A 26,251-nucleotide genomic window follows, 5' to 3' on the forward strand; every position below is an offset into this window, starting at 1 on the left:
TGTTGCTTATTCGTTTATTTCACAGAATCGTACCATTCATTAATCTCATCCGTAATCGTATCTCCGCCGGAGGATTTCCATTGTGCCACGAACGTATCAAAGGCATCGAGCGGGCTTTCTCCGTAGATGATCTTATTGAAAGTTTCCTTCTCGCTCTTGTTCAGGAAATCCCAGCGTTTCTTATATGTCTTCGTGGGAGAGCCATTATATAGGTTCGGTATCGCATACTGAATCTGGCTAAAATTAACGGCGCCGCCATGTATGTTTTTGTCCATATCCATTGAAGATCTCTTCTCGAAGGCAGTAGCCGGCTCTTTGCCGCTGTCCAAATCGTTCAACGTCTTCATAACGAGCGATGGAATACGGGCGCCGTCAAACAGCAGTGTATATTTACCCACGTTCATAATAGGCTTGTCTTCAGGGAATTGTGCAGGATCCCAAGTTGGCTGCCCATCTTTAGTCAAGTAATCATAACCCTCTTCAAACCCATATTCAAGCGGACTTCCAGCCTGTGGATCACCTTGATTATCGTAGAGATAGTTGGCATATAGGAAAAATGCTTCCGGATGCTCGAAGTTTTTGTTGATCAAAACAACCCCGTTGCTCACGCCCGACTGGCTCCGGCCAATATGGCCGTCTGGCCCTGCTGGCAGCGGATAGGCGCTGTAGTCCGCATTTTTGTCAACCTCCTTAACCGCTGGAAGCGGCCAGCCCCCAGCCCAATATGGCGCAGCAACGATACCTGCTTTGCCTGATGAGAACAGCTCTGCTGCTTTCCCTTCGTCATGCAGCCCTGCTTCCTTATGGATATACCCCTTATCCATCCAATCCTTCAGCTTGCTGAGCACCGTCTTCACCGCTGGTTGAATAGAGCCGTAAGCAAGCTTCCCGTCGCTATCCGTATTCCACTGAGCCGGCATGACACCATAAGCGCCAAAGAGGAAGTCGGCATCTGCAAGGCCCCATGTGTTCATGCCATTTTTCAAGCCTACCGCGAGTCCTACCGTATCCTTTTTGCCGTTACCGTCAGGATCCTCGTTCGCGAATAGGTCCATCATTTTCTCCATGTCTTCAATCGTAGCAGGAGCCTGCAACTTGTACTTCTTCATCCAGTCATCTCTGATCCAGAGGACCGTATCATTATTATTGGAGTAGTCCAATACCGGAATCGCAAATTTTTTCCCGTCACGCACGTATGGATTCCAGACGCTTGGATCCTCAGCCATCGCAGACTTATACGTTTCGCTGGCATACTGTTCAAACAATTCGCCGACCTCAACAAATTTACCCGAGTCGATCAATGCATCGACTACATCCTGCGAGCCTCGGTATTGCACGATATCCGGCAGATCCTCATTCGCAGACAGCAGCAGTCTAATTTTTGTATCAATGGAGCTGCTGTCAGCCGTCCACACATAATTCAAATCGATATTAAACGTTTCTTTTGCCCAGGTGACATGCGGATTATTGTTGATGTCCTCTCCGCTTCGGAACTTAACGTCGCTGGTCATCTGCCGAACGATATCCATTTTGACTGGCTCGCTGAATTTCCCCGTCTCCAATACGTTTTTCACCTCAGCCTGCTTCTCCGGATCGGCCGAAGCTTCACCTGCGCTGCCTTTATTTTCATTTGAACCTGCACATGCGCCCAGCAGCCCCATGCAAATAATGAGTGCCGTCATTACGGCAACAAACTTCATCCAACGTTTATTCAAAATGAGTTCCCCCTTAATATTCTTCAATGTCTAACAAGTCTTATTCCTTTACGGAGCCGAGCACGATCCCTTTGACAAAAAACTTTTGCAAAAATGGATAAACCGCGATAATCGGCAGCGTTGCGATAAAAATTTGAGCCGTCTTCACCGTACGGTTGGAGAGCTCCTTCATCTCGTCAGCATTCACGTTCATGCTGCTCAAATCACGCTGTACCACCAGCGTCTGCAGCAGGGTAGACATCGGGTATTTATCCGTTTGCGTCATATAGATAAGGCCGTCAAACCATGCATTCCAATGCCCAACCATCGTAAACAAAGAGATCGTGGCAAGCGAAGGCAATGAGACCGGCAGATAGATGCTCCATAGCGCCCGGAAATGTCCTGCTCCGTCGATAAAAGCGGCTTCCTCCAACGCTTTCGGAACTGAGGTTCGGAAGAAATTCATCAACAAGATGGTATTATACACGCTAACCGCGCCCGGAAGCACCAGCGCCCAGATCGAGTTCAGCAAACCTAGCTTCTGAACGATCATATATCCGGGAATGAGGCCGCCGCTGAACAGCATCGTGAAAACAAAAAACCAAGCATACATATTGCGGCCCTTGAATTCATTCGTTTCCTTGGATAAGGAATAACCAATCAGCACGGACAAACCAACGGCAACGGCCGTACCAATCACGGTTCTCAGAACGGAGTTCACAAACGAACCTACGAAATGCTCATTTGATAGTGTTACCTTATAAGCCTCCAATGAAAAGCCGATCGGCCAAAGCTTCACGATATTCGCATCTGCGGCCGCCGATGAGCTGAATGATACCGCAAGCACGTGAAGCAGAGGAGCAATACACAGGAATGACAGGAGTGCTAGAAACACGCCATTCCATACTGAGAATATCCGATATGTTAATGATCGATGATGCATGAGGCTCCTCCTTTTCAGAAAATGCGGTAATTGGCCAGCTTGTAGGCGAGCCGGTACGAAATAACGATTAGTACGAAGCTGACAAGTGACTTGAACACGCCTACTGCGGTACCGAAACCAAAGTCTCCGCCAATCAAGCCTACGCGATACACATAAGTATCAATAATATCGCCTTTTTCATACACTAACGGATTGTACAGATTAAAAATTTGATCAAAGCCTGCGTTTAAAATATTTCCGAGCGACAATGTCGCAACAACAATCGTGATCGGAATGAGTGACGGAAGCGTAATCTTCAGCATTTGCTGCCAGCGATTGGCTCCGTCAATAAGCGCGGCCTCATAAAAATCAGGATTAATGCCAGAAAGAGCTGCCAGAAAAATGATGGTCGAAAATCCAAAATCCTTCCATACATCACTCACGATAACCGTAAACCGGAACCAATCGCCGTTGCCTAGAAAAAAAATCGGCTCGATGCCCAGCCAACCAAGCGCTTGATTGACCAGACCGCCGTCTGTCGAGAGCATATCCAGCAAAATACCGCCGAGAATAACCCATGATAGAAAATGCGGCAGGTAAACAAACGTCTGTACAAAACGCTTGAACAACATTTTCCGAACCTCGTTAAGCAGAAGCGCGAACACGAGCGGAACGATTAGATGAGCAATGATTTTGATTACCGCGATAAGCAAGGTATTCCATATCACTTGTCGGGCATCCGGATATTCAAACATCAGCTTAAAGTTTTCAAACCCAATCCAGTCCGACCGGAAGAAGCCGAGCTGCGGCTGGAAGTCCTGGAAGGCCATGACCAGTCCCAGCATGGGCAAATACGAGAAGATGAGGACCAGCACAATACCAGGCACCAGCATCACATGGAGCGGCCAGGTAAGCTTTAAATTCCACCTCCGTGCAATCCGTTGCTTCAATAGGTTCTCCCCCTTTCACCCTTTTCGATCTGTCTATGTTAGCGGTTACAGGAGTAATTGTAGCCTTCTCTGGCCCCATCCTTATATGACAATGTTTTAAGATTGGTAGCACGATATTAGGGAATATGAAGCGTGTAGCTTTAACGGCGTTCAAAGGCCTCTACCTCTATGGCAGAAACAAAAAAAGAGGCCTTCCCTTAGGCGATGAATCGCCGCTATCGGGAAGGCCTCTTCGTTAATCAAATCCAGCTTATTCGTAGATATACGAACAGCAATAGTCAGATACTTCAGCAACCTGAAGCTTGAACTTCGTGTTCGCAGGCACTGTGAATTCACCTTCGCCTTGAATGTGAATCCACTCCGTCTCGCCAGGTAGAAGCACTTTCAAATCGCCTGCGAGAATCTCCATGATTTCTACGCAATCCGTACCGAACTCATAATCGCCCGGCAGCATAATGCCGAGTGTTTTTTTAGTGCCGTCCGCGAATAATACAACGCGGCTTGTCACTTTACCGTCGAAGTAGACGTTAGCCTTCTTGACGATGGATACATTATCGAATTGAGACATGGTTGTCGTGATCTCCCTTATCTGTCAGATGTTAAGCTGTAAGTCGTTATTACAGCAATGCTTTCACTTTGCTAACAACGTTCTCAACGGTAAAGCCGTATTCTTTGATTACGCGATCGCCAGGTGCGGATGCGCCGAAACGGTCGATGGCAAGAATATCGCCTTGATCTCCCGTGTAACGCTCCCAGCCGAACGGATGAGCCATTTCGATCGCAAGGCGAGCTTTAACCTCAGGAAGGATCACGGAGTTTTTATATTCCTTCGATTGCTTCTCGAACAGATCCCAGCTTGGCATGCTTACGACACGAACTTGAATGCCCTCTTCAGCCAAAGCCTTCTGTGCGGCAACCGCAAGTTGAACCTCAGAGCCTGTAGCAAGGATTTGAGCTTGCGGCTTGCCGCCCTCTGCATCCGATACAACATATGCGCCGCGGCGAATATTTTCATGAACGCCTTCAACCGTACCTTCAAGAATCGGAAGGTTTTGGCGAGTCAAAACAAGGGCAACCGGGTTGCCTGTGTTCTGGACCGCATAAGCCCATGCTGCGGAAGTCTCGTTCGCATCGGCAGGACGAATAACCGTAAGATCAGGGATAATACGGATCGAAGCAAGCTGCTCGATCGGCTCATGCGTAGGGCCGTCTTCGCCTACAGCGATACTGTCATGCGTAAGTACGTATACGACTGGCAGCTTCATCAATGCGGCAAGACGAACAGCAGGACGAAGGTAATCGGTAAATACGAAGAATGTACCGCCGAATACTTTCAAACCGCTATGAAGGGCAATACCGTTCATTGCAGCAGCCATACCGAATTCACGAACGCCGTAGTACAGGTTGCGGCCATCGTAGCTGCCTGGCTTAAATTGCGTCAAGCCTTTCAAGTGAGTCATAGTCGAGCTTTCAAGGTCAGCTGATCCGCCGAAAATCGTAGGCACGTTTTTGGCAAGTCCGTTTAGCGCGTTGCCGGAAGCGACACGAGTTGAAACCGCGCTGTCTCCTACTTTGTATGCAGGAAGGTCAGCATCCCAGCCCTCTGGCAATGCGCCGGAGATGGCTAGCTCGAATTGAGCAGCAAGCTCAGGGAAAGCTGCTTTATAGGCTGCGTATGCCGCATCCCAAGCTGCGTTTGCTTGCTCGCCACTGCTTTTCACATCTGCGAAATGAGCGCGAACTTCGTCAGGCACGTGGAATTGGTGCTCTTCCGACCAGCCATACGCTTGTTTCGTTAATTTGGTCTCGTCAGCGCCAAGCGGCGATCCGTGAGGACCGGCATGTCCGCCTTTTCCGCCTTTGTTCGGGCTTCCGTAACCGATAACCGTTTTAACTTCGATCAATGTCGGTTTGGACAAATCAGCTTGCGCTTCCGCAACCGCTTGGGATAGAGCAGCAAGATCGTTGCCGTCCTCTACGCGAAGAACCTGCCAGCCGTAGCCTTCAAAGCGTTTTTGAACGCTTTCGGAATACGAAAGGCTCAGTTCGCCATCAAGCGAGATATCGTTTGAATCATATAGAACAACCAATTTGCCAAGCTGAAGGTGACCTGCGAAAGAAGCTGCCTCGTGGGAAACGCCTTCCATCAGATCTCCGTCGCCGCAAATCGAGTATGTGAAGTGGTTGATTAGATCATGGCCTTCTTTGTTGTAAGTAGCGCCAAGCTGAGCTTCTGCGATCGCCATACCAACAGCCATTGCGATACCTTGTCCAAGCGGACCCGTTGTCGCATCTACACCAGCAGTGTGGCCGAACTCAGGATGTCCCGGAGTCAAAGAACCCCATTGACGGAAGTTTTGAAGCTCTTCAAGCGGAAGATCATAGCCCGAGAGGTGAAGCAGGCTGTAAAGCAGCATGGAACCATGTCCTGCTGACAATACAAAACGGTCGCGGTTAATCCATGTCGGATTTGCCGGGTTATGCTTCATATTTTTTGCAAAGAGCTGGTAGCCCATTGGAGCAGCTCCCATTGGCATGCCAGGATGTCCTGATTTTGCTTTCTCGATCGAATCGATCGCAAGCGTACGGATCGTATCGATGGATAGCTGTTCAATTGATTTTTGTGTAACCGTCATTCCTATTTCCTCCTATAGTCTAATCTAATTTCGGCTCGTTATATGGTTTCTCATTAACGATACAACGTCATACCAGTACGCAATAACTTTGAATATTGTATCACTCTGCATGCTTGTTTTCCATCATAAAAATTAAGTATACCGCATAAAAATACAGCTAATTGAATACAACCGTTTTATTATTATGCACGATTACGCGATCTTCAATATGCCATTTCACCGCACGGGCGAGTACGACACGCTCGATTGTCCGGCCAATCCGCTTCAAATCATCCACATTGTCGCGATGGCTGACACGTTGAACGTCCTGCTCGATGATTGGTCCGCCATCCAGCTCCTCGGTTACGTAATGCGCGGTTGCGCCAATGATCTTTACGCCGCGCGTATAAGCCTGCGCGTATGGCTTTCCTCCGACAAATGCAGGCAGGAAGGAATGGTGGATATTAATAATGCGGTTTGGAAATTGCTCAATAAACTTCGGAGAAATGATCTGCATGTAACGGGCCAAAACAATGATATCCGCTTTGTCCGCCACAACCTCCATTTGTTTGCGTTCTGCTTCTGCTTTCGTTGAAGCAGTCACCGGAATATGGTGGTATTCGATACCGAACGATTCCACGAGCTCCCGCATGTCCGGGTGGTTGCTGATAACCATGGAGATATCCGCATCCAGATCTCCTGCTTTCCACTGCCACAGCAGCTCGAGCAGGCAATGATCCTCTTTGGATACGAACACGGCAAGCCTTTTCTTGCGGCTCGCGCGGAAGGTATGCCATTTCATATCGAATCGATCGGCTACCCGGGCGAAATCTTCAACCAATACCGGAAGCTCCTTCTCCAAATCATTCAGGTCAAACTCAAAGCGGATAAAAAACATGCCGCCCTCCGGATCCATGGTATATTGGTCCGATTGTACGATATTCGCACCGTGTTCATATAAGAAGTGGGAAACAGCCGCTACGATTCCCGAGCGATCCGGGCACGAGATAAGCATTCGTGCGCGACCGCCTTTTCCGCCGGCCCCGTTTTGAACCTCTGGCGGGTTGGATTGTGATGACATGGACTCTTAACTTCCTTTCAGCGCAATATAAATGAATGTACGTACCTCTTTATAATTAGATCTTAGCCAGCAGCTCTTTGCCGCCAAACCAAGCTGTAATACGTTGGTTGATTTGTTCTTCGGTGAGACCCTCAGGCAGCGCTTCGCCTGCCACGATAAGATCGTACAGTCGCTCCATCGGCTCGCGCGGATCTGCCTTCTTGGCCTTCGCGTCTGTTCTCAGGACATCCCAAGCAGACAATACGAATGCTCTCGGATCAATGTCCTGTTTACCAAAGAAATGATGAAGGCGCTCTACGTCCTCAAAGAACGGTTCTCCAAGTCGGCTTCTGCCATTGTCGCTCAGCAGTGCAATTTCTACTTCATACATAGGCCGTTCCGTTTTGTCTTCTTTGCCAATCCATGGCGTTTCAAGAATGAACGGACGCCCTTTAAGCCCCTCATGATGCACGATACGTGAGATCGCGTCATGCCCCAGCCAGCCGGCTCCGATCGGAGCATGCCTGTCTTTTCCCGCGCCGCGAGCGTTTTTGCTGTCATTGACATGAACCACGGCTACGCGGTCAAGTCCCACCAGACGGTCAAACTGCTCTAGAACGCCATCCAGGTCATCAATCAGATCATAACCCGCATCATGCATATGGCATGTATCCATACATATAGTCAGGCGATGGTTGTCCTGTACCTTGTCAATGATAGCTGCCAGCTCTTCAAAGCTGCGCCCAATTTCCGTCCCTTTGCCTGCCATTGTCTCAAGCGCGATGTTCACATTGGTTTCTTTTGTACCCGCTAGTACTTCATTCAAGCCCTCAGCAATGCGAGCTATGCCAAACTCGGCATCCTTGTCCGTATAAGCGCCGGGATGAAGGACAATATTACGAACACCGATGTAATCGGTTCTGAGAATTTCTTCCTGCAAGAAAGAAACCGCAAGCTCGAATGTCGAATCCTTATAGGAGCCCAAATTTACAATATAAGGCGCATGGACGACAATCTCATTGATGCCCGATTGCTCCATAAGCGCCTTGCCTTCTTCAATATATAAGCTATCGATCGGCTTTCTTCTCGTATTCTGAGGTGCGCCGGTGTAAATCATAAATGTACCTGAGCCGTAGGATACGGCCTCCTGTGCTGCCGTTAGCAGCCCCTTGTCCGAAAATGATACATGGGAACCTATTTTCAACATAAATTTTACGCCCCTTTCGGTTATCAAACCTTATTTTACAAGGAATGTCGAAATAAATCTAGGAATACGGTATAATTCATTATTGAGGTGAAAGACAAGTATGAAAGTTGCGCCCGATTGGTTTATGTACTTTATCGTTTTTTGGGCGGTCGTCATGGTTGGCGCCATGTCGATTGGCGGGTTTTTCATGTTTCGCAAATTTCTCAAGGTGCTTCCGATGCGGGACGGCAAGTCCAAGCTCGATTGGCAGAACTATTGGGTGGAACGCAGCCGCAGCATGTGGAACGATGATTCCAAGGCGCTGCTCGACGAGCTTGTATCTCCGGTTCCGAGTGCATTCCGCGATATAGCCAAGCATTCAATCGCTGCCAAAATCGGCCAGGTTGCGATCGAGCACGGTGCTTCATCCGTTACTCGCGCGCATTGCATCGAAGGCTACATACGAGCCACTCCAAAACGTGATTACCGCAGCTTAGTTACCTTTCTTGACCGTCAAGGGATTGACTACGCTCCCTATAAGCATCTACTTAATAAATGAGTTTAAGCCGCGGTTTTGCGGCTTAAACTCATTTATATTTTTTCAGACCGACAGACATCCTTTCCTTACAATTGCTTCACGCTGCAGCATTAAGGTTAAATATAAATATGTAACCTAACCAGCATCCATTTCGTTATAACAAGCAGGAGGTGGTTCTCATGATGAACTCATCAAGACGCAAAAAAAGCAAAAAAGCAGCAGCAGGAGCCGTTCTTTTAGCAGTGATGCTCGCGACAGCAGCATGCGGCGGTGCGAATGATAACAAGCCCGCTGCCGGAAATGATCAACCAGGAAACGTGGAGGAATCTCCGATTGTAACGGATTTGCCCGAAGAAAGCGGTGTGCTCGATCCCGATGTATCGGCACCCGAACCAACAGCAGAGCCAACTGCTACAGCAGATAACGAAAGCCCAACTGAAGCACCGGCTGGCCCGGTAAAGGTGAATGAAGGCAAATACAGCGGTCTAATCGACTCGCACTCTATAGAGATTGAAACAGCGGCAGGCGCCATACCTTTGCAAATAACGGATGAATTCAAAAGCCAACTTGAAGCATTGCCAGATAACGCGAAAGTCAAGTTTGAGTACACGGAAAAATCGATTGAAGGCGATGCTACCGTTAAGCAGAACTGGCTTGTGAAAATCGAGGAAGTGAAGTAACGGGGTTAACAAAGGAGCGAGTGGGAATGCGGGTTGCAATTGCCGGAGGGACTGGCTTTATCGGTAGCGCTCTGAAAGAAGCGCTGCTTAATAGAAATGACGAGGTATGGATTATATCGAGAAGCCATTCGAAGAACGAACCAAAACGCCCAGGTCTGAACAGGTTGACCTGGGACGAGCTTGAGGCTGTACCTTCTTTATTGGAAGGACTCGATGCGATTGTTAATCTCTCAGGCGAATCTATTAATCAACGCTGGTCAACCGCTGCCAAGCAGCGGGTAATGGATTCGAGAATTACGGCAGCAGCCCGCGTCTCCGAGCTTGCTCAATCGCTAAAGCATAAACCGCCGCTCGTTTTGAATGCTTCTGGCATATCGGCTTACGGTATTTCTGCGGATGGAAGCTTCGATGAAACAAGTGCTACGAACGTAACGGACTTCCTGTCTGAGGTGGTGCAGAAGTGGGAACTTGCTGCAGACAGCATCCCTGCTAAACGGCTGGTAAAGCTCCGGGTAGGCGTTGTGCTGGATAAGAAGGAAGGAGCTTTCCCGTTAATGGCTATGCCTTACCGCTTATTCGGCGGTGGCAAAATCGGCAGCGGAAAGCAGTGGCTTTCTTGGATTCATCTAACTGATATGACTAGAATGCTCTTGTTCATTCTTGACCATGAAGACATAAATGGCCCGATAAACGGTTGTTCGCCAGATCCCGTGACGAATGATACGTTTGGAAGGGCAATTGGCAAGGCCATGGGCAGACCTCACTGGTTCCCTGTTCCCGCTTTTGTGATGCGTACCTTGTTTGGCGAGATGTCGACGCTATTGCTGGATGGCCAACGTGCCTACCCCCGAAAATCCGTTGATCACGGCTTTACCTTCCGTTATCCAACAGTAGACAGCGCGATGAATGAATTAGTCGGAGGCGGGTAACCTCACTTCCCAGCTTTCAGCTCATAAGCAGGCCCTTGCTCGCCTGCTAATTGGACAATATCTCCTATATTCAGCTTGTAGCTTTTATAGGGGACCATAACTTGTCCATTCAGCAGGCTTCCATTTCTTGACCCCAGATCCTTTGCCATGTAATGACCTTCCTCATACTCAAATTCCATATGAAGACGCGATATTCCGTTAGCGTGATCCGCATAGCTTACCTTCTCGCCAATACGGCCGATTTTAAAACTGCTTTCAGTCAGTTCCAGCCTTGTTCGTTCACCAGCCAAGCTTCTTTCAAGCCACAAAGCAGATGAATGTTGAGGCTCAAGCTGCTCTTGGTCCGGACTCAGCCATACAGTAGGGTCAACGCTAGGGTAAATCGGTTTGGCAGCAACGACATGAACCGACGCAGCTTGTTTAACCACGCTTGCTTCAATAGGAGTATCCATAACGTCTATTATGTTCGAGCTCTCATACTCCCTCGCTATGTCTAAATGATCAGAACCATTAAACTTCCCCTGCTCATAATAAGGCTGCTGGTTCGCATCCTCCATGTCTTCCGGGCCAACCTTCCGATCCCATCCATTTCTCCATAACCATAAAGAAACTGCCAGCAGGAGCAATGTTATTCCCGCGCACAGAAGCAAGCTTTGCTTGGTTGGTGAGGCGAGGTATACAAAGCGCCAGATACAAGCTGCCGCAACAAGAAGCGCAGCCGTTCCTATCCATTTCCCCTTCCCTTTTGACTCAGAATCGGACTCGGTCTCCGAATCCTTCATAAATTCCAAATCAAATTCTTTCGAAACCTCATGCGGTTGATAGGAATCCATGTATAGATTTGGCTTAAGCAAGGGATCTGCGTACATTACGGCTGGCTGCTTCTGTTCTTGCGCTCTATCAGAATGCCCTTTCGGATGAGAGATACTCTGCCCGTACATCTTTTGTGTTTGCTTTTCTGGCAATAGCGCTTTCCCTACAAGCTGCCTTTCTCGCTGTTGCGCTTCTCGATGTTGTACTTCTTGATGTTGCACTTCTCGCTGCTGCACTTCTCGCTGTTGCGCTTCTCGCTGCTGCATAGCTCCGTCTTGCTTTAAAGGAACATCCCCAATTAAATCGAGCAGCGTGTGACGAAGCTCCTCCAAGGGCCATTTCTTCCCCGTTAAATGATGCAGAACCCGCTTCAAGCCTTCGCCATCTATTTGATCGATATAGGAAGTGAAGCGTATAACCAATGACAAAAGATCACCTGCTCCCATTGCCTGAGTGTTCGTGTCAGCCTTAATCGGCACGTAGGTAAGAGCAATGTCATGGAGCTTTTCTCCTATAAAAATAAACTGCTCATCAAGGAGACAGCCTTCCGGACGCAGCATATAGTCTCTGCATCCAAAGAGCGCATCCACAACGCCAAGAAGGAGAATGTAATACTCCTCCATTGTTAGCTGCTGCTGTTGCAGCCGATGTAGTAGCATTCTTTTGCCAGAAAGCCTATAACGAAAAGTGACTCTAGCATCCAGCTCAAACCAATCGATGTGCAGTAAATAGGGAATCTGTTCATTCCGAAGCATTTGGAGCTCTATATCGTCCAGCTCACTTCTGTATATCCCGCTTTCACGGTCAATCATCATTTCATGTCCTTGATTCATTGCAAAATCAATGCGAAAACGTTGCATGGCGATATTCTCTCCTCCCAAGCATCCAGCTTTAATTGATAATCGTCCATACGGTAACAGCAGCTGGCGCCACCGCCAGCATGAAAGGAAACTTTTTGCCTGAGTTTGCCCATCGCAGCCATTCAGGCTTTCTCCACCCCGATGCAGGTGTGAGAATGGCAGTGACCCCTGCCGCCACCCGCTTCCCAAAAGCACGATTAACTGCGAGAACAATAACTCCGATTATTCCCGCGTACAGAATCGCATAAAACATCAGCTGCAGGACCAATACCCCTCCCGCCCATGCGCCTAATGCTCCGAACAGCTTCACATCACCTGGCGCCTATCCCTTTGGCGATATGAAGGAGCAGCAGCGGCACAAAGCCAGCAAGCGTTCCGACAGCAGCCGTACCCGCTCCGGCCATTCCGTTTGAGGCGATATGGTAGATAAACGCGCCGATAAAAAAGCTCAGCGTAAGATAGTTAGGAATAATCTGAGACTTCAAATCCGTAATAAACGCCCACACTAAAAGCAGGGCAATTGCTGTTGTCGGAACTAGGTCCATTCATGCCCCTTTCTGCAGCAGCCTATCATTCCGTTAGCTGCTGCCGCTGTTTTTCTCCACGACGAAATGCATAGATATACGGTTATCTGCACGACCAGCCTCTGATGCGGCAAGCTCCCATATACCAGGCGTTGTATTCCCAGAAACATGCCAGGTCCATTTGATATATCCTTCTGAGTCAGCAACGGCCTCCCCCAAATGCTTCGCTTTGCTAGAACCGCTTTTATAGGTAACCTCCAGAGAGATTGCCGCTCCCGGCGCTGTTTTTACGATTACGGAGGCTTTCCTGCCGGGTCGCAGCGGTGTAGGCTCAATCGCCACGATTTGGATCGGAACGGCTGCTTGATCCCCATTTTCAACGCCATATCTTGCTGGCGCGGCATCACTTAACCAAACACGCTCCGCTGCTTGCTCTTTCAGTACGATTGGCTTTCCCAAAAAAGGTAGCTTTAAAGGAAAATCATATTCCACCTCGATGGATAAATACGGCTCATTGCTCTTGGTTAAATCGGGCAGCGACAGCCAGCTTAGCTTTAATCGAGCCGGATCTATAATAGCACCGTCGGTAAAGCTCCTGATCAGCGGTGCAATGACGGCTTGCCCGATTTGCGTAGCCGCCATGTTCTGAAGAGGTTGAAAGTCTCCTCGAAGCGTAGAGGCTATTAAAGGGCCTGCCGGAGATGGCAGCCATTCCGACGCCTCCGCTGCTACATCGTTCCAAGGAGCCAGAGGAACCAATGTTTCGGGTAGAGAAGGGGCCTGGGCAGCAGCTTGCTGCCAAGCCAAATCTACAGGATGAATATGGGCCGCAATCTGCCTGACCGATTGCGAGGCTGCCGAGTGGAGAGCCATTTGCACCGCACATAAACGGATGAGCATCACAAACACCAGCAGCACTACAATAACCATCGGCATCACCAAAGCTGCTTCTACAACGATTGAGCCCTGCTCTTCCCTTAACTTGCGAAGCCTAATATGACCAGCCGATTGTTTGCGAAGTCTCATAGCGGTTTCCTTCAACCTTTCCATCCAGAAGTCCAAGATTTCCAAGTGCGCCCATTAAGCCAGGCACAAACCAGAGCTCCGCAGACAGCTCAGCCTCTCCCGTTACGCCGCTCGGAACAGCTGACAATATCGTCCCGCTATTATGCTCGATGACTGCAATCATCCGCGCTAGGCTAGAGCTGTCATTTGCACCATGCAATAGTATAAAGAGCCTTAAATAGTCCTGGTAAGAAAGCTCCAGCTTCACATATTTGGACAAAGGCGCTGACCCCCGTTCGGTGAACGCTATCAGATCCTCTATCGATTTCTCCAAGCCGTAAACAAGAGCCGCAGATAGAATGAGCAAGGGATGCCCAAGTGTCCTGCTTTCCATTAATCCCTCCATCGTTCGCACAGACAGCCTCGCTGCAAACAGCTCCCCATATGCAGCAGCAATGTTCCCCAACGGATTGTGGAAGCCATAAATGATGTATTCTGCCTCTTGGTTATTGAATGAAACAGCATGCGACAGCTCAGACAAATCCCCACCGGTCAACATCGCCTTTAGATGCTGAGGCGCAAACGAAGCATACCTGCCCAGAACATATTCACCGAAAAACAAATCGTCTCTCGTATCCGCCAGCATACCGGCCATGCCCGAAAACAAGCCATCCATTAACGCAGCAGATTGCTCGGAAGCATCATGTGCCCCTCCTGCTGTTCCAGCTGTATCTGGGAAAGAAGCTTCTTCCTCTTTCTCGTTAAAAAGAAGATTGGCATTGTACAGCTGTTTGATCTGTTCAAAAACAAGCTGATGCTCTTCCGTTTGCGGAATTGCAGTAAGTCCGTGAAGCAGGCTGCGAGCCTGTTTCCACAATGACTCCGACTGCTTCTCTTGCTGCTTTAGCTTTTCTTTAATCTCGCCGTGTTCAAGGGCATTTCTTCTGCTTGCCACAATAGCGGCGGGCTGAATATATTTTTCATTGTAGCTGCCGTATGCAAGGCGGAGACTCGCTGCACCCTCTAACAAGGTATCTGCCGCCTGAATTTGGACTGGCTTCATCAGTGAAGCCAAAGCACTCGTCTGGAAGCTGCCTGTCTCCATATCAACCGCAGCGGCGGATAATCCTTGGGCCTCAAGCTCCTGCCGGTATTCCGCAAACCACTCATCGTTCAAAACCAGTTCATCCGCTTTTTTTCTTATTTGTTCCAGATCAGATGCCGCATCGGCAGGCACCTCATGCTTAACCGCTCCCGGCACTTCCATTTTCGTAACCGCATCATATCCGCCTTGACTCGCTTGCTGGTTCGCTTCCCTGGCAAGCTGCTGCATCTGCTCATTCAGTATCCTAGCAGCATCTAGCTCTTTAATGGCATCCTCCTGCAGCCTCGCATGGCGTTGAAGCATGTCTCTGCCGACTCGTCTAAGTGTTGATGCAAACCCTCTCACTAACTCTTCATAGGCTTCCATTTGCGTTGTCACTTCCTGATTTCCTTCCAATTCAGACAGCTGACTCTGCATAGCTATCGCTGCAGAACCTGGATATGCTCCGGCGATGCCTAAGGCAGTATCAGCAGGTATCGCACCCGTGCTTGTTTGAACCGGAATCATCGCAGCTACTCCGCTGTCCCTCATTGCCGCTGCAGCAAGCTCTTGCCCTTGAAGAACACGGGTTAGATGCGCTTCGCGCTGCTCATAAAGCTTGCGCATACGCTCGAGCAAGCCGATGGTTATGGACGACTCCTTCATTGCTCCCGCTATCGGTATAAACTTGGCAGCAAGCTCCAACGTAAAATCTACGGGTGCCTTATATTTCATTTCCTCCAATACCTGCCTTGCAAAGATTTCATGGCTTCCCAAAAACGAAGCAGGATGCAAGGCAGCTTGGTCTACCTTCATCCGAACCAGCCTCATACCAGGCTCCGTAAACCGAGCCGACTCATCCGTATTGGCTATCAGTGCATCTGAGAATATCGTCTGACCCTCAGTGCCGCCTCGGCCAAACAATCCGTAACGCTCGTAAAGCGTAGAATCATAGGCGGAGAGAACAGACCGCACACCTGAACGAACGGCATCCTCCGCCAGCTTGTGCATAACCGCAATGCGCGCATAATCAATAAGCAAAGAAAAAAATAACAGCAGGGAGGATAATACAATGACAGAAAAAACGGTTACCGCTCCATTTTCTTGAAAGAAAAAACCGCTATTGCAGTCTGTTTTCTTTAATGACTTTATTTTGGCGGCCAATGCCTTTCTACACCTCCATCGTTACGTTCCTTTTGGCTTGCCAGCATTTGAAGCCTCGGCATAAGGAGCAAGAACCTTACCCGCTTGCTGCTTGGCCTGGCCCGCACCGCCTGTCCGGTTAGCGAATCTTGCTGCATAATAACGCGTCAAATCAATGCTTCTTATAAATTCAACCGGATCTATGATAGAGGCCGCTGCTACGGTTTTGGGCTCCCGTCTCAACCAGCTTGGCGCGGCTCTCCCATTCGAAAAAGGAGACTTAAGCTTAACCTCAACCATTCGCTTCAGAACGTCCCGCGAATAGCTCATTTGCCCTTCATAAGCCAAAGAGGCTTCTCCCATCCACTTAGCCGACTTCGCCAATTTACGATAATACAATTCATCATTAACGGTATCGGCCTTTCCTTCAACCGGGAGCGCGACAGATGCCGGCGAGCCTTCGCTGCCGATACTGAACAAGCTGCTGAGCATTTCGTCATCGCCTACCCGCCAATATAAGCCATCATAGGCAGGCTCGCTCAGCATTCCGCTTCTAACCATTCGGAAGCTGTTATCCCAACTAAAGGCAGCGCGCTCCGCAGTGGAGGACGCAGCGTAATATAATACAACCTTCTGGTACATATACATACCGAACAATATAAATAACAAAATAAGACCGAGCAGCATCGGAAAAACAATCGTGGCTTCCAGCGTAAAGCTGCCCTGTTCCCTTCTTAGCCCCTGCAGCAGTCTCTCCCGAAACCTTTGCTTCCCCATACGCTTGCACCTCGCCTGCTAACTGAAAATTTTATCCGCCTCATCGTCCGCCTTTCCCATCAGACGCTCGATTAATTCGATGATCCAGTCCTTAAACAGCAGGGCAATGATAATAACAACAGCAATAATCAGAATAATTTCCAGCGTGCCAAGACCCTCTTCCTCTTTCCAAAACGATCGAACGGATTTTGCTAATGAATTCATTTGTTCTCTTCCTCTCTATTTTCAAATTAAGACATGAGCAGAACGGCTGGCGCGGCAACCAGAATCATAAGCACCAACAAAATGCCAACAAGCGGAAATACAAGCTTCGAAGAAGCTTCCTCCCCCCGAGATCTTGCAATTGCCTTGCGCTTCTCCCAAAGAGTATAAGACAGCTCCCGCAAAGCGAGCACGAAATGCTCTCCCCCCCTTCGGTAATTGAGCAGCAGTACTGTAGTAAAAACGGATACCTCCTGTACCGAGCAGCGCCGGTTAAAGCGTTCCATCGCCGTATTGAACGACTGGCCATTCTGCAGCATCGAAACAGCCTCGCTCCATTCCTTATATAAGGGATGATGGTTCGCTTCCTTTCCTTCAAGAGACCTAGCCAGCGCCTGCTGCACAGTCTCTCCCGCGCCTACAAGCAGCATCAGCTTGCTCAGCATGTCCGGCAGCTCGATAATCATCTGCTGCTTGCGCTGCTCGACCTTTCTTCCCGCTTCCACGAATGGCCGAAGTGTAAGAACGATGCCGAATATGGCTCCTACCACGAGCAGCAAAGGCTCTTGTCCAAGAAAACTAAGCCATGCACAAACCGTTAATGCGGCGTAGCCCATGCCTAATGCACCTGCAGCCTGCTTTTTCGATTGCTCTATTGTCCAGCCGTTTTCCATTAACAGGAGTAGTCTCATATGGAAGCTTCCCATTGGCAGATGCAAGGAATCAAATACCTTATACCGCTCCAGCATACGCATAAAGGGATCAATCATACCTAGCTTTTTCCATGCCTCACTCGTCATTCCATTTCGCTGCTTCTTCCCTGCAAGCTGCTTCCAGAATGCACGCAGCGTGCCCACTCCCGCCCAATAAACCCAAATTCCGATAAACGTAAACGAAGCTATCGCCGCAGCCATTTCTCCCTTCCTTTCCCTACATTTGAATCCGCATCATTTTTGCCATTAGCCAAAAGCAAGCCAGCAACAACACCAGCGCACCTGTCAGCAGCAGGTATCCTGCTCCCTCATATAAAGGTGCCATGTAGTCAGGCGCAGCTAAGCTTAAAAAAGCGAGGAAAACAAAGGGCACAGCCATCATAATCCGTCCCTCTAATCTCTTCTGGGCAACCATAACGGCTATTTCTTGTTCAATCTCCAATTTCTCGCCAATAATAACCGCCGTCCGCTTCATGATCTCGAGCAAATCCCCTCCTGAACGCTTGCAGGCACCGAGCGCATCAACGAATTGGGTGATCTCATCTATCCCCGCCCGATCCGCAAAATTTCGCAAGGCATATTCAATCGGCTCCGCGTTTTCTAAACGAAACCGTATGATCTGAAATTCTATCAATAGCTCTGTTCTTGCATTCGGATACAAAAGCATCAAATCATCAAGGGATGCTAGAAAAGCATTCTCAATCGAGCGTCCCGCTGCAAGCGAGGAGGTTAGCGAGAATAATGCTTCCTTGAATTGCAGCTTCAATCGTTCTTTTCGCTCACGCAGCAAAGCTCCGCGCCGATAGCGCGGCGCGATTATGCCAAATGCCGATACCGCAAGCGACATCGAAACGGAATGATAGAATAGATAGATCGCTACGTACAAAAGAAAAGATGCTGCCGTTGCTGTCAGAAAAAACTGTTTTCGGCTGAGATGATATTGCGCGTAGTTCGTCAACACTCTGCCCGTGCGAATATTCGCCAAAATTTGATCGCTTTCCCAGCCGCACCAATATAGAAAACGCTGCTTTCTCCCAGATAGACCCTGCTGAATCGCAGACTTGGAGATGCCATTAGCCGTACTCATAGCGCTGCCTCCCCCTTGCCCTTTCTCCCAGCCATAATCAGCTTGTCCTGTCTAACAATGGCGTTGTCCGTTCGTTTCAGCCCGCCTGCCACCTTCCCCTCATGCTCATCCTTCTCTTCAAAATAAAACAAAGGATTAAGCAATACTTCACCGTCAGCCATTCCCACGACTTCGCATATTTCCGTTACCCTGCGCGATTTATCACGAAATCTCGATAAATGAATGATAATATCAATAGCTGAAGCAATCTGCTGCCTAATGACCGTTACAGGCAGCTCCGCTGCGCTAAGTGCCATCGTCTCAAGCCGGGCAAGCATATCCTTCGCACCATTCGAATGGCCGGTAGACATGCTTCCGGCATGGCCACTATTCAAGGCTTGCAGCATATCCAGCGCCTCTCCGCCCCGCACCTCCCCCACGATGATCCGGCTCGGCCGCATGCGCAGCGAAGCCCGAATCAGATCGCGTACGGTAATCTCGCCTTTGCCTTCCGTATTCGCATTCCGCGTTTCCATCGACACAAGATTCGGAATGGAGCGAATTTGCAGCTCTGCCGAGTCCTCGATGGTAACGATCCGTTCATCCGATGGAATGAACTGCGACAAAGCATTAAGAAAAGTCGTTTTGCCAGTCCCCGTTCCTCCGCTAATAAACACATTGTATTTCGCCCAGACGAGCTCACTCAAGAATGCAGCCGCTTCACCGGATAATGATTCAAGCCCCACCAGCTCCTCCATCGCAAGCGGCTTATCGGGGAACTTCCGAATGGTCATGCATGGACCCTTTAGCGCAACGGGAGGAAGCACGACATGCACCCTTGAGCCATCCTTCAGCCTCGCGTCTACGATTGGCGACGACTCATTGACTACGCGGTTTACGCTGGCCACCACCGTCTGGATCAAATCCTCAAGCCGCTCCCTGCTTTCAAAAGAAACAGGCAGCAAGGACATTTCGCCTCTCCTTTCCACAAAAATTTCCGCATGATGGTTGATCATAATTTCACTGATTGAAGCATCCTCCATAAGCGGCTGTAAAATATCGAGTCCGCGAAAGGAGTGGAACAGCCTGCGCACCAGCTTGACTTTCCCAGTTGCCGTTAATGGATTGCTTGCACACCAGTCGAATACAGTCTCCTCCGCGATTTGCAGCAAGCTTTCGTCGGATAAAGAACCGCTGAAATCAATCTTTGACCGGATTTTATCCCTCAGTTCCAATACGGTTTCATCATTCGGCAATCATTCCCTCTCCCTCCAAGAAGAGCTGCTTGAACAGCTGATCGGCCGCTGCCCGGTATAATGGCGATGACAGCAGCTTTACGTCGCTCGCCCCTCGCCAATCCGCAATTTCTGGCAGATGGAAGCTGACGGGGTCTCTCTCTGCCATTTCCCGAAATCCAACCGTTTGATTGCTGACAGCTTGATTATTCACATATGTGAATTTCCCAAGCATCCGCGTGAAGCGTTCATCCCATTTCTGCTCGCCGTAGCGCAGAACCATGTTTTGCTTTTGCCTCGCGGATGCAGAGCCGTTCGATACCCATAGAACAAGGTTCGATTTCTCGAACACACTCATATGCGTGCCGTCCAGATCACTGTCCATATCGACGATAATCAAATCGTATTGCCCGCTTGCAGAGATCGCCTCAAGCAGCCAAGCCGTATCCTCCTCGCTCAGCGTTAATCGATCCTCCAGATTGGTGCAGAGTGCCAAATAATCCGCACCCAGAAGGGCATCGCGTTTCCGATGCTCCAGCAGCCACTTCCCAGCTTGGCCAGACTGTGTCTTAATGCAGTAAAGCAGCTCTGATAAGCCTTCCTCCTTTCGTGCCTCTTGCTTTTGGAATTCCTCGCCTCGATTTGGACCAAGCCATGATTCCGAGGAATTCCAACGCTCCAGATTCAGATAAAATGCTCGGAAGCGATGCATGCTTGCCGCATGCGCGATATGAAGCGCAAGCCCCGTCTTCCCGGTGCCGCCTGAAGCGGAGTATACCGCGAGCACCTGCGTTCCACCAGCCCTGTCCTCAATTGTTGGAGCTTGAGCGGACAACACTGTCGATCGGGCATGAATCTCCGACATGCGCTGCAGCAGCCGCGGGAGCGGCTGGTATTGCTGAAGCTCATGCTCCTCCGTACTTTCACCAAATGTAAGTACGAGCGCAATAACGGTCAGCCGCGGAAGCACCGGCTTGATCTCTGCTAGCAGCACCGGCTGAGCAATCAGCATATCCAGCTTATAGCCTTGCCCCATGTACCGTTTGCATGCCTCCGCATGAGTAAAGGCGGTAATCTGCCAATGCTCGCTATACTTGCTGTCGCGGATGTAATCGGCTAGCCGCCGCAAGTATTCAGTGTCGCTTACGGCTACTCCCAGCTGGTATTTCATCATCCATGCATTCCTCCCTTCCGCTAAGAAAACACAAAAAAAGCACCGTAGAAGGCGCAGCTAGCTGCGTCCTTATACGGTGCTTCCGTGTGTGATCTTTAACTTTGTATAAAATTTACCATACCCTGATTCTATTCGTCAACCAAGGATTTCACTTCTGCTTCTCCCAATCGTTAAGAAACTGCTCGATTCCGATATCGGTACTTTGTTTTATTGGAAAAAAAGTTTGATTTCCCGCTCCGCGCTTTCGATTGAATCCGAGCCATGAATGATGTTGCTTGCAACGTCGATCGCGAAGTCCCCGCGAATCGTTCCCGCAAGCGCATCAGAAGGGTTCGTTGCTCCAATAAGCGAACGCGCATTTTTAATCGCATCCTTGCCTTCCCATACCATTGCGAATATCGGACCTGACACGATAAAATCCACCAGCTCATCAAAAAAGACCTTTGCCCGCAAATGCTCATAATGATGCTCCGCATGCTCTCTGGAGAGCTGCATAACCTTTGCATCCACTAGCTTAAAGCCCTTCTCTTCGAAACGCGCGACAATCCGACCTACTAAGCCCCGAGCATAACCATCGGGCTTAACCATTACAAACGTTCTATCCATTTAGAATCCCCCTTGTCTCTATCGGTATAGCCATTTATTTGTTAAGCCATTCAGTAATAATGCCTGCAGTTTCTTCAATAGCGCGATTGGTGACATCAATAACTGGACAATTCAATGATTTCATAACGGCTTCCGCGTAATCCAGCTCCTCTTGAATCCGCTCACGCGTCGCGTATTGGGCGGAAGCCGGAAGCCCCAGCGTCTTCAAACGCTCGGAGCGAATTTCAAGCAGGTGCTCAGCCTGCATCGTGAGCCCGATAATTAACCGGCCCGGGGCTGGTTTCAGCTCCTCTGGCGGATTGACCTCCGGCATCAAGGGCAGGTTAGCCGTTTTGATCCCCTTATGGGATAAGAAGATGCTTAACGGTGTTTTCGACGTCCGCGATACGCCGATCAATACAACCTGCGCCTGCACAAAACCTCGTGCGTCTTTGCCATCGTCATATTTGACCGCGAATTCAATGGCGTCCATCCGGCGGTGATAGGCATCATCTATCGAATGCAGAAGTCCTGGCTCGCGCTTCGGAAAACTGCCAAACGTGTCCACATAAGCTTGCATCATCGGTCCCATCACATCGACGGCCCGCACGCCGACCCTAAGCGCTTCTTCCTTCATCAGCTCGCGCAGCTCTGGCTGTACGAGCGTATAGCTGATAAAGCCGCCTGTGCTTACAGCCTCAGCGACAATGCGCAATATTTCATCCTCCGACTTGATATGGCCGTAGCGCTTGATCTTCACCTGCTCGGAGGCAAATTGGCGCAAGGTCGCCTTAGCTACCGCTTCCGCAGTTTCACCGACGGCATCGGAGCATACGTAAATAATTTGCTGTGTCATAACTCTGGCTCCCCCAATTCCCCATCCATCGCAATGTCCGCCATCAGACGTATGATATTCGACTTCGACACCCATCCGGTAACCTCTGGATCGGCCGTTTGCTCCTCCCTTGGAACAATGACCGGCAGACAATCTACCTGGTGGAGCGACATTTTTCGAATCGCGTCCATAACGGAGTCATCAGGCATTAGCGTCACGATATTGGGATAGCGGGTCATCACCATACTGACGGGAATTGCTGCAGCGCCTGCGTTTCCTAGCGTTATTTTGAGCAAATCCTTAGGCGTGACGATGCCGACAAACCGCTTCTGTTCATTGACGACAAGAAGCGTATCCGCATTCTCCGTAAATAACGTAATGACGGCGTCATGCACGGACAAGTAGTCAGGCACGTTAACGGGAACGCCCTGTACCTCCCTTACCTTCATCGTGTTGAGCTGCTGCAGCGGCTCTCTGTTCGTTCGGTAGGAGTTGCCTAGGAAATACCCGACCTTAGGCTTCGCGTCAAGCAAACCCAACATGACGAGCAGCGATAAATCCGAGCGCAGTGTCGGTCTGCTTACGCCCAGATTGTCTGCTAATTGTTCACCGGTAATCGGCGCATGCCTCTTCACAAGCTCAAGAAGCTCCAATTGCCGAGAAGATAATTGAATCGGACTCTCCTCCATTCTATTTATGAGTCATAATTGGTTTATGTAACACTTTTATTCGTTAAATAATATATCATATTAAAAGAATGTGTACAATAAATAGGATTACTCTTCTTTAAAAATCACTTTATAAAGCGCCTGCGTACCATTGTTCTCATTTCCTTGCGCGATTACCTGCTCGTACAACGAGCGCGCCAGCGCAAGCCCAGGCAGTGTCAGCCCCATTTCTTCAGCGGACTCGATTGCAATTTTAATATCCTTCATGAAATGTTTAACGTAGAAGCCCGGACCAAAATCCCCTTTAATGATGCGCGGCCCCAGATTCGAAAGCGACCAGCTGCCAGCCGCTCCTGTCTCAATGCTCTTCAGCACCTTGTTAGGATCTAGCCCAGAGCGCTTAGCATATGCGAGCGCCTCGCTTACCCCGATCATATTGGATGCGATCGCGATCTGATTGCACATCTTGGTGAATTGTCCAGAACCAGCTCCGCCTTGGTGCACGATATTTTTGCCCATTCGCTCAAACAACGGAAGGACCGCTTCAAAGGTTTCCTCCACGCCGCCAACCATAATGGAGAGCCTTGCTTCCCGCGCTCCGACATCACCGCCAGAGACTGGCGCATCGAGCACTCGCAGCCCTTTGCTTAGAGCATCGAGCTCCAATCGCTTCGCAAGTGATGGACTGGATGTCGTCATATCTATCAATACCGTATTTGGGCACGCATGACGCAGCAAGCCTGCTTCTCCCAGAAAAATCTCCTCCACATCCGCTGGATAACCAAGCATCGTAAAGATAATATCCGACTGCTCAGCTACCTCCTTAGGCGACTCCTGCCAAACAGCTCCCTTGGTTACCAACTCGTCTGCTCGTGATTTCGTGCGGTTATATACGTTTACGCGATAACCGGCATCCAGCAAATGCCCCGCCATGCTAGCCCCCATAATGCCTGTCCCTATAAATCCGATGACGCTCGCTTGATTAACCGCTTGCTCCGTCATTTCAACTCCGCCTCTCGTTTGTTTGGTTTAATGACTTCATTGTATCCATTTTATCAAAAAAAACAGCCTGAGGCAGGATTGCTCCTTCGCCTCCGGCTGTCCGGTTGATTGCTTGTCATTCAATTACGCTCATTCATTCGTCATGGCAATAAATTGCTCAACGTCAACGGCGGTAAGAGCAACCGCATCGCGCCAAAAATCCTTTTCTTCCACATTTACGCCAAGATGCGCCTCAGCCAGCTGTTCAACGGTCATTCTGCCTGTATCGCGGAGCAAAGCAACGTATTGTTCTTTGAAATCCGGTCCTTCTTTTAGCGCCTTCGCATAAATGCCGGCGCTGAACAAATATCCGAATGTGTATGGAAAGTTGTAGAACGGCACATCCGTTAAGTAGAAATGCAGCTTTGATGCCCAGAAATGAGGATGCGCCTCTCCAAGCATATCGCAATAGGCTTCACGCTGTGCTTCCTCCATCAGCGTGTTCAATTCTTCAACGGATACCAAGCCTTGGCTTCGCTTTTCATAGAAACGAGTTTCGAATAAAAATCTCGCATGGATGTTCATGAAAAAAGCAACCGAGCGTTGTATTTTGTCTTCGAGCAAGCCCAGCTTCTCTTCCTTTTCCGTTGCTGCCTTGAACGCGCGGTCGGATACGATAAGCTCTGCGAAGGTTGAAGCCGTCTCCGCAACGTTCATCGCATATTCCTGAGATAATGCAGGCAAGTCATTCATCACATGCTGATGGTAGGCATGCCCAAGCTCATGCGCAAGCGTGGAAATATTCGAGGCGCTGCCTGAATAGGTCATGAATATGCGGGTTTGGCTGCTTTTGGGAAAGGAAGTGCAGAACCCGCCAGGACGCTTGCCAGGTCGGTCCTCTGCTTCAATCCAGCCGTCTCGGAAGGCCATCTCCGAAAATTCTGCAAGCTCCGGGCTGAACGAACGAAACTGTTCTACGATAAAAGCAGCCGCTTCGTCATACGGTATCGTCTTCGTTGCTGAACCGATAGGAGCCTCTACGTCATGCCAATCAAGCTTCTCCACGCCGAGCAGCTTCGCCTTGCGAGCCAGATAAGTTACAAGCACCTGCTTGCTCTCCTGGATCGCCTCCCACATCGCTCCAAGCGTCGCATCACTCATGCGATTCATCTGCAACGGTTCTTTGAGGACCGAGTCCCATCCGCGCTTATCATAAAGCTTTAGCCGGAAGCCGGAAATACGGTTCAATGTTTCCGCGCATAAATCCGCTTGCTCCGACCATTCGCGTTCCCACTCTTCGAATGCTGCCTTACGTACCTCGCGGTCTCCGTCAGACAGACGGTTATGCATTTGACCGGCAGATAGGATCGTCGTTTTCCCTTCCTTATCGGTATCCTTGAACTTCGCCCGCGAAACGATTACGTTGTAATAATCACCCCAGCCATGATACCCGTCGACTGCCAGATCTCCAGCCAATGCCTCAAGCTCAGGAGCCATCTTTTGCTTGGCCAGCTCACGTCGTTCGGCCAAGTTAAAAGCAACCTCTGCCAGCTTTTCATTCTGAAGCAGCGCCGACCATGCTCCCTCATCCAGTCCGCGCAGCACATTATCGAACCGTGTAAGTACGCCAAGCAGCTTCGCGCCCAGTGTCTTCACGCGGTCGCCTCGCGCATTGGCAGCGGAATCCTTGATGTCTTGCGCCAGTAAGCATGAAACAAATGATTCCGATTCCCTTAGCCTAATAATCACGCTTTGCAGGAGCTCCGTCATCTCGGCAATAAGCGGTATCGCTGAGGCCGCGCCATCCAGCAGCATCGCGTCCAGCTTAACTATATCCTCGTCAATGCCCTTTAGTTCCTGTTGAAAAGCAGCAGAGCTTGAGCCGCCTTCGTATAACACGTCCAAATTCCAGCTTTGCGGATAACCCTTATTCATTTAATCCCATCCTTTCCTTCACAAAAAAAGCCAAGCGACGGCTGCGTTTTTATTTGCGCAAACCTTCTTGGCAGTGTA

General features: G+C 49.6%; 26 protein-coding genes. 3 read left to right on the forward strand and 23 right to left on the reverse strand.

The features are described from left to right. Positions 1–14 precede the first annotated feature (14 nt). The 7 genes from AB4Z29_RS02055 to AB4Z29_RS02085 all read right to left on the reverse strand — a co-directional run bounded on the left by AB4Z29_RS02055 (position 15) and on the right by AB4Z29_RS02085 (position 8,448). The gene (locus tag AB4Z29_RS02055) at positions 15–1,715 is read right to left on the reverse strand and encodes an extracellular solute-binding protein (protein WP_441941482.1); all 1,701 of its coding nucleotides are present in this window, start codon (positions 1,713–1,715) and stop codon (positions 15–17) included. 40 nt (positions 1,716–1,755) lie between these two features. Next, positions 1,756–2,637 carry a carbohydrate ABC transporter permease gene (locus AB4Z29_RS02060; protein WP_441941483.1) on the reverse strand — a complete coding sequence of 294 codons (882 nt, stop codon included), beginning with the start codon at positions 2,635–2,637 and terminating at the stop codon, positions 1,756–1,758. 14 nt (positions 2,638–2,651) lie between these two features. Continuing rightward, on the reverse strand, positions 2,652–3,509 hold the full coding sequence (locus AB4Z29_RS02065) for an ABC transporter permease (RefSeq protein WP_441941588.1): 858 nt from the start codon (positions 3,507–3,509) through the stop codon (positions 2,652–2,654). 307 nt (positions 3,510–3,816) lie between these two features. After that, on the reverse strand, positions 3,817–4,134 hold the full coding sequence (gene ppnP, locus AB4Z29_RS02070; RefSeq protein ID WP_441941484.1) for a pyrimidine/purine nucleoside phosphorylase: 318 nt from the start codon (positions 4,132–4,134) through the stop codon (positions 3,817–3,819). 49 nt (positions 4,135–4,183) lie between these two features. Next, entirely contained in the window at positions 4,184–6,202 is a 2,019-nt protein-coding gene (gene tkt, locus AB4Z29_RS02075; protein ID WP_441941485.1) for a transketolase, read from the reverse strand. Positions 6,203–6,359: 157 nt separating this feature from the next. Then, positions 6,360–7,262: a formyltetrahydrofolate deformylase gene (gene purU / locus AB4Z29_RS02080; RefSeq protein ID WP_441941486.1), complete on the reverse strand. Its 903-nt coding sequence runs from the start codon at positions 7,260–7,262 to the stop codon at positions 6,360–6,362. A gap of 55 nt (positions 7,263–7,317) precedes the next feature. After that, positions 7,318–8,448, reverse strand: coding sequence for a deoxyribonuclease IV (locus AB4Z29_RS02085; protein ID WP_441941487.1), 1,131 nt, complete (start codon positions 8,446–8,448; stop codon positions 7,318–7,320). A 100-nt stretch (positions 8,449–8,548) separates the two neighbouring features. On the opposite strand from AB4Z29_RS02085, the gene AB4Z29_RS02090 reads away from it, so the two are divergent. The 3 genes from AB4Z29_RS02090 (at position 8,549) to AB4Z29_RS02100 (ending at position 10,574) form a co-directional block, all read left to right on the forward strand. Beyond that, a complete protein-coding gene (locus AB4Z29_RS02090; RefSeq protein ID WP_441941488.1) occupies positions 8,549–8,986 on the forward strand; it encodes a DUF2621 domain-containing protein in 438 nt (145 codons plus the stop codon). A 158-nt stretch (positions 8,987–9,144) separates the two neighbouring features. Continuing rightward, positions 9,145–9,645: a hypothetical protein gene (locus AB4Z29_RS02095; protein ID WP_441941489.1), complete on the forward strand. Its 501-nt coding sequence runs from the start codon at positions 9,145–9,147 to the stop codon at positions 9,643–9,645. A 26-nt stretch (positions 9,646–9,671) separates the two neighbouring features. Then, positions 9,672–10,574 (forward strand): TIGR01777 family oxidoreductase, encoded by a 903-nt coding sequence (locus tag AB4Z29_RS02100; RefSeq protein ID WP_441941490.1) that lies wholly within the window; start codon positions 9,672–9,674, stop codon positions 10,572–10,574. Between the two features lie 2 nt (positions 10,575–10,576). Here AB4Z29_RS02100 and AB4Z29_RS02105 read toward each other — a convergent pair whose 3' ends face one another. The 16 genes from AB4Z29_RS02105 to AB4Z29_RS02180 form a co-directional block, all read right to left on the reverse strand. Continuing rightward, positions 10,577–12,247: a DUF6382 domain-containing protein gene (locus tag AB4Z29_RS02105; RefSeq protein ID WP_441941491.1), complete on the reverse strand. Its 1,671-nt coding sequence runs from the start codon at positions 12,245–12,247 to the stop codon at positions 10,577–10,579. Between the two features lie 31 nt (positions 12,248–12,278). Next, a complete protein-coding gene (locus tag AB4Z29_RS02110) occupies positions 12,279–12,557 on the reverse strand; it encodes a hypothetical protein (RefSeq protein WP_441941492.1) in 279 nt (92 codons plus the stop codon). Position 12,558: 1 nt separating this feature from the next. Next, positions 12,559–12,792 (reverse strand): prepilin peptidase, encoded by a 234-nt coding sequence (locus tag AB4Z29_RS02115; protein WP_441941493.1) that lies wholly within the window; start codon positions 12,790–12,792, stop codon positions 12,559–12,561. 33 nt (positions 12,793–12,825) lie between these two features. Then, the gene (locus AB4Z29_RS02120; RefSeq protein ID WP_441941494.1) at positions 12,826–13,797 is read right to left on the reverse strand and encodes a TadE/TadG family type IV pilus assembly protein; all 972 of its coding nucleotides are present in this window, start codon (positions 13,795–13,797) and stop codon (positions 12,826–12,828) included. Beyond that, positions 13,763–16,024 (reverse strand): hypothetical protein, encoded by a 2,262-nt coding sequence (locus AB4Z29_RS02125; RefSeq protein ID WP_441941495.1) that lies wholly within the window; start codon positions 16,022–16,024, stop codon positions 13,763–13,765. The genes AB4Z29_RS02120 and AB4Z29_RS02125 overlap by 35 nt, the downstream gene beginning before the upstream one ends. Positions 16,025–16,045: 21 nt before the next feature. After that, positions 16,046–16,780 carry a TadE/TadG family type IV pilus assembly protein gene (locus AB4Z29_RS02130; RefSeq protein ID WP_441941496.1) on the reverse strand — a complete coding sequence of 245 codons (735 nt, stop codon included), beginning with the start codon at positions 16,778–16,780 and terminating at the stop codon, positions 16,046–16,048. An 18-nt stretch (positions 16,781–16,798) separates the two neighbouring features. Further along, positions 16,799–16,984 (reverse strand): Flp1 family type IVb pilin, encoded by a 186-nt coding sequence (locus AB4Z29_RS02135; protein ID WP_183569043.1) that lies wholly within the window; start codon positions 16,982–16,984, stop codon positions 16,799–16,801. Positions 16,985–17,010: 26 nt separating this feature from the next. Next, positions 17,011–17,895, reverse strand: a complete 885-nt coding sequence (locus AB4Z29_RS02140) for a type II secretion system F family protein (protein WP_441941497.1) — start codon at positions 17,893–17,895, stop codon at positions 17,011–17,013. A 16-nt stretch (positions 17,896–17,911) separates the two neighbouring features. Beyond that, positions 17,912–18,781 (reverse strand): type II secretion system F family protein, encoded by an 870-nt coding sequence (locus tag AB4Z29_RS02145; RefSeq protein ID WP_441941498.1) that lies wholly within the window; start codon positions 18,779–18,781, stop codon positions 17,912–17,914. Next, the gene (locus AB4Z29_RS02150) at positions 18,778–20,016 is read right to left on the reverse strand and encodes a CpaF family protein (protein ID WP_441941499.1); all 1,239 of its coding nucleotides are present in this window, start codon (positions 20,014–20,016) and stop codon (positions 18,778–18,780) included. Before AB4Z29_RS02150 ends, AB4Z29_RS02145 begins: the two co-directional genes overlap by 4 nt. Next, entirely contained in the window at positions 20,006–21,169 is a 1,164-nt protein-coding gene (locus AB4Z29_RS02155) for a hypothetical protein (protein WP_441941500.1), read from the reverse strand. The genes AB4Z29_RS02150 and AB4Z29_RS02155 overlap by 11 nt, the downstream gene beginning before the upstream one ends. 207 nt (positions 21,170–21,376) lie before the next feature. After that, positions 21,377–21,775 (reverse strand): nucleoside-diphosphate kinase, encoded by a 399-nt coding sequence (ndk, locus tag AB4Z29_RS02160; protein WP_183569034.1) that lies wholly within the window; start codon positions 21,773–21,775, stop codon positions 21,377–21,379. A 34-nt stretch (positions 21,776–21,809) separates the two neighbouring features. Continuing rightward, the gene (locus AB4Z29_RS02165) at positions 21,810–22,610 is read right to left on the reverse strand and encodes a pyruvate, water dikinase regulatory protein (protein ID WP_183569032.1); all 801 of its coding nucleotides are present in this window, start codon (positions 22,608–22,610) and stop codon (positions 21,810–21,812) included. Continuing rightward, positions 22,607–23,278 (reverse strand): CBS domain-containing protein, encoded by a 672-nt coding sequence (locus AB4Z29_RS02170; RefSeq protein WP_183569030.1) that lies wholly within the window; start codon positions 23,276–23,278, stop codon positions 22,607–22,609. The genes AB4Z29_RS02165 and AB4Z29_RS02170 overlap by 4 nt, the downstream gene beginning before the upstream one ends. A gap of 87 nt (positions 23,279–23,365) precedes the next feature. Then, on the reverse strand, positions 23,366–24,259 hold the full coding sequence (locus AB4Z29_RS02175) for an NAD(P)-dependent oxidoreductase (protein WP_441941501.1): 894 nt from the start codon (positions 24,257–24,259) through the stop codon (positions 23,366–23,368). 129 nt (positions 24,260–24,388) lie between these two features. Further along, positions 24,389–26,173 (reverse strand): M3 family oligoendopeptidase, encoded by a 1,785-nt coding sequence (locus tag AB4Z29_RS02180; RefSeq protein WP_441941502.1) that lies wholly within the window; start codon positions 26,171–26,173, stop codon positions 24,389–24,391. Positions 26,174–26,251: the final 78 nt, after the last annotated feature.

Source organism: Paenibacillus sp. 2TAB23 (genome assembly GCF_052115165.1).
Taxonomy (GTDB): Bacteria; Bacillota; Bacilli; order Paenibacillales; family Paenibacillaceae; genus Pristimantibacillus.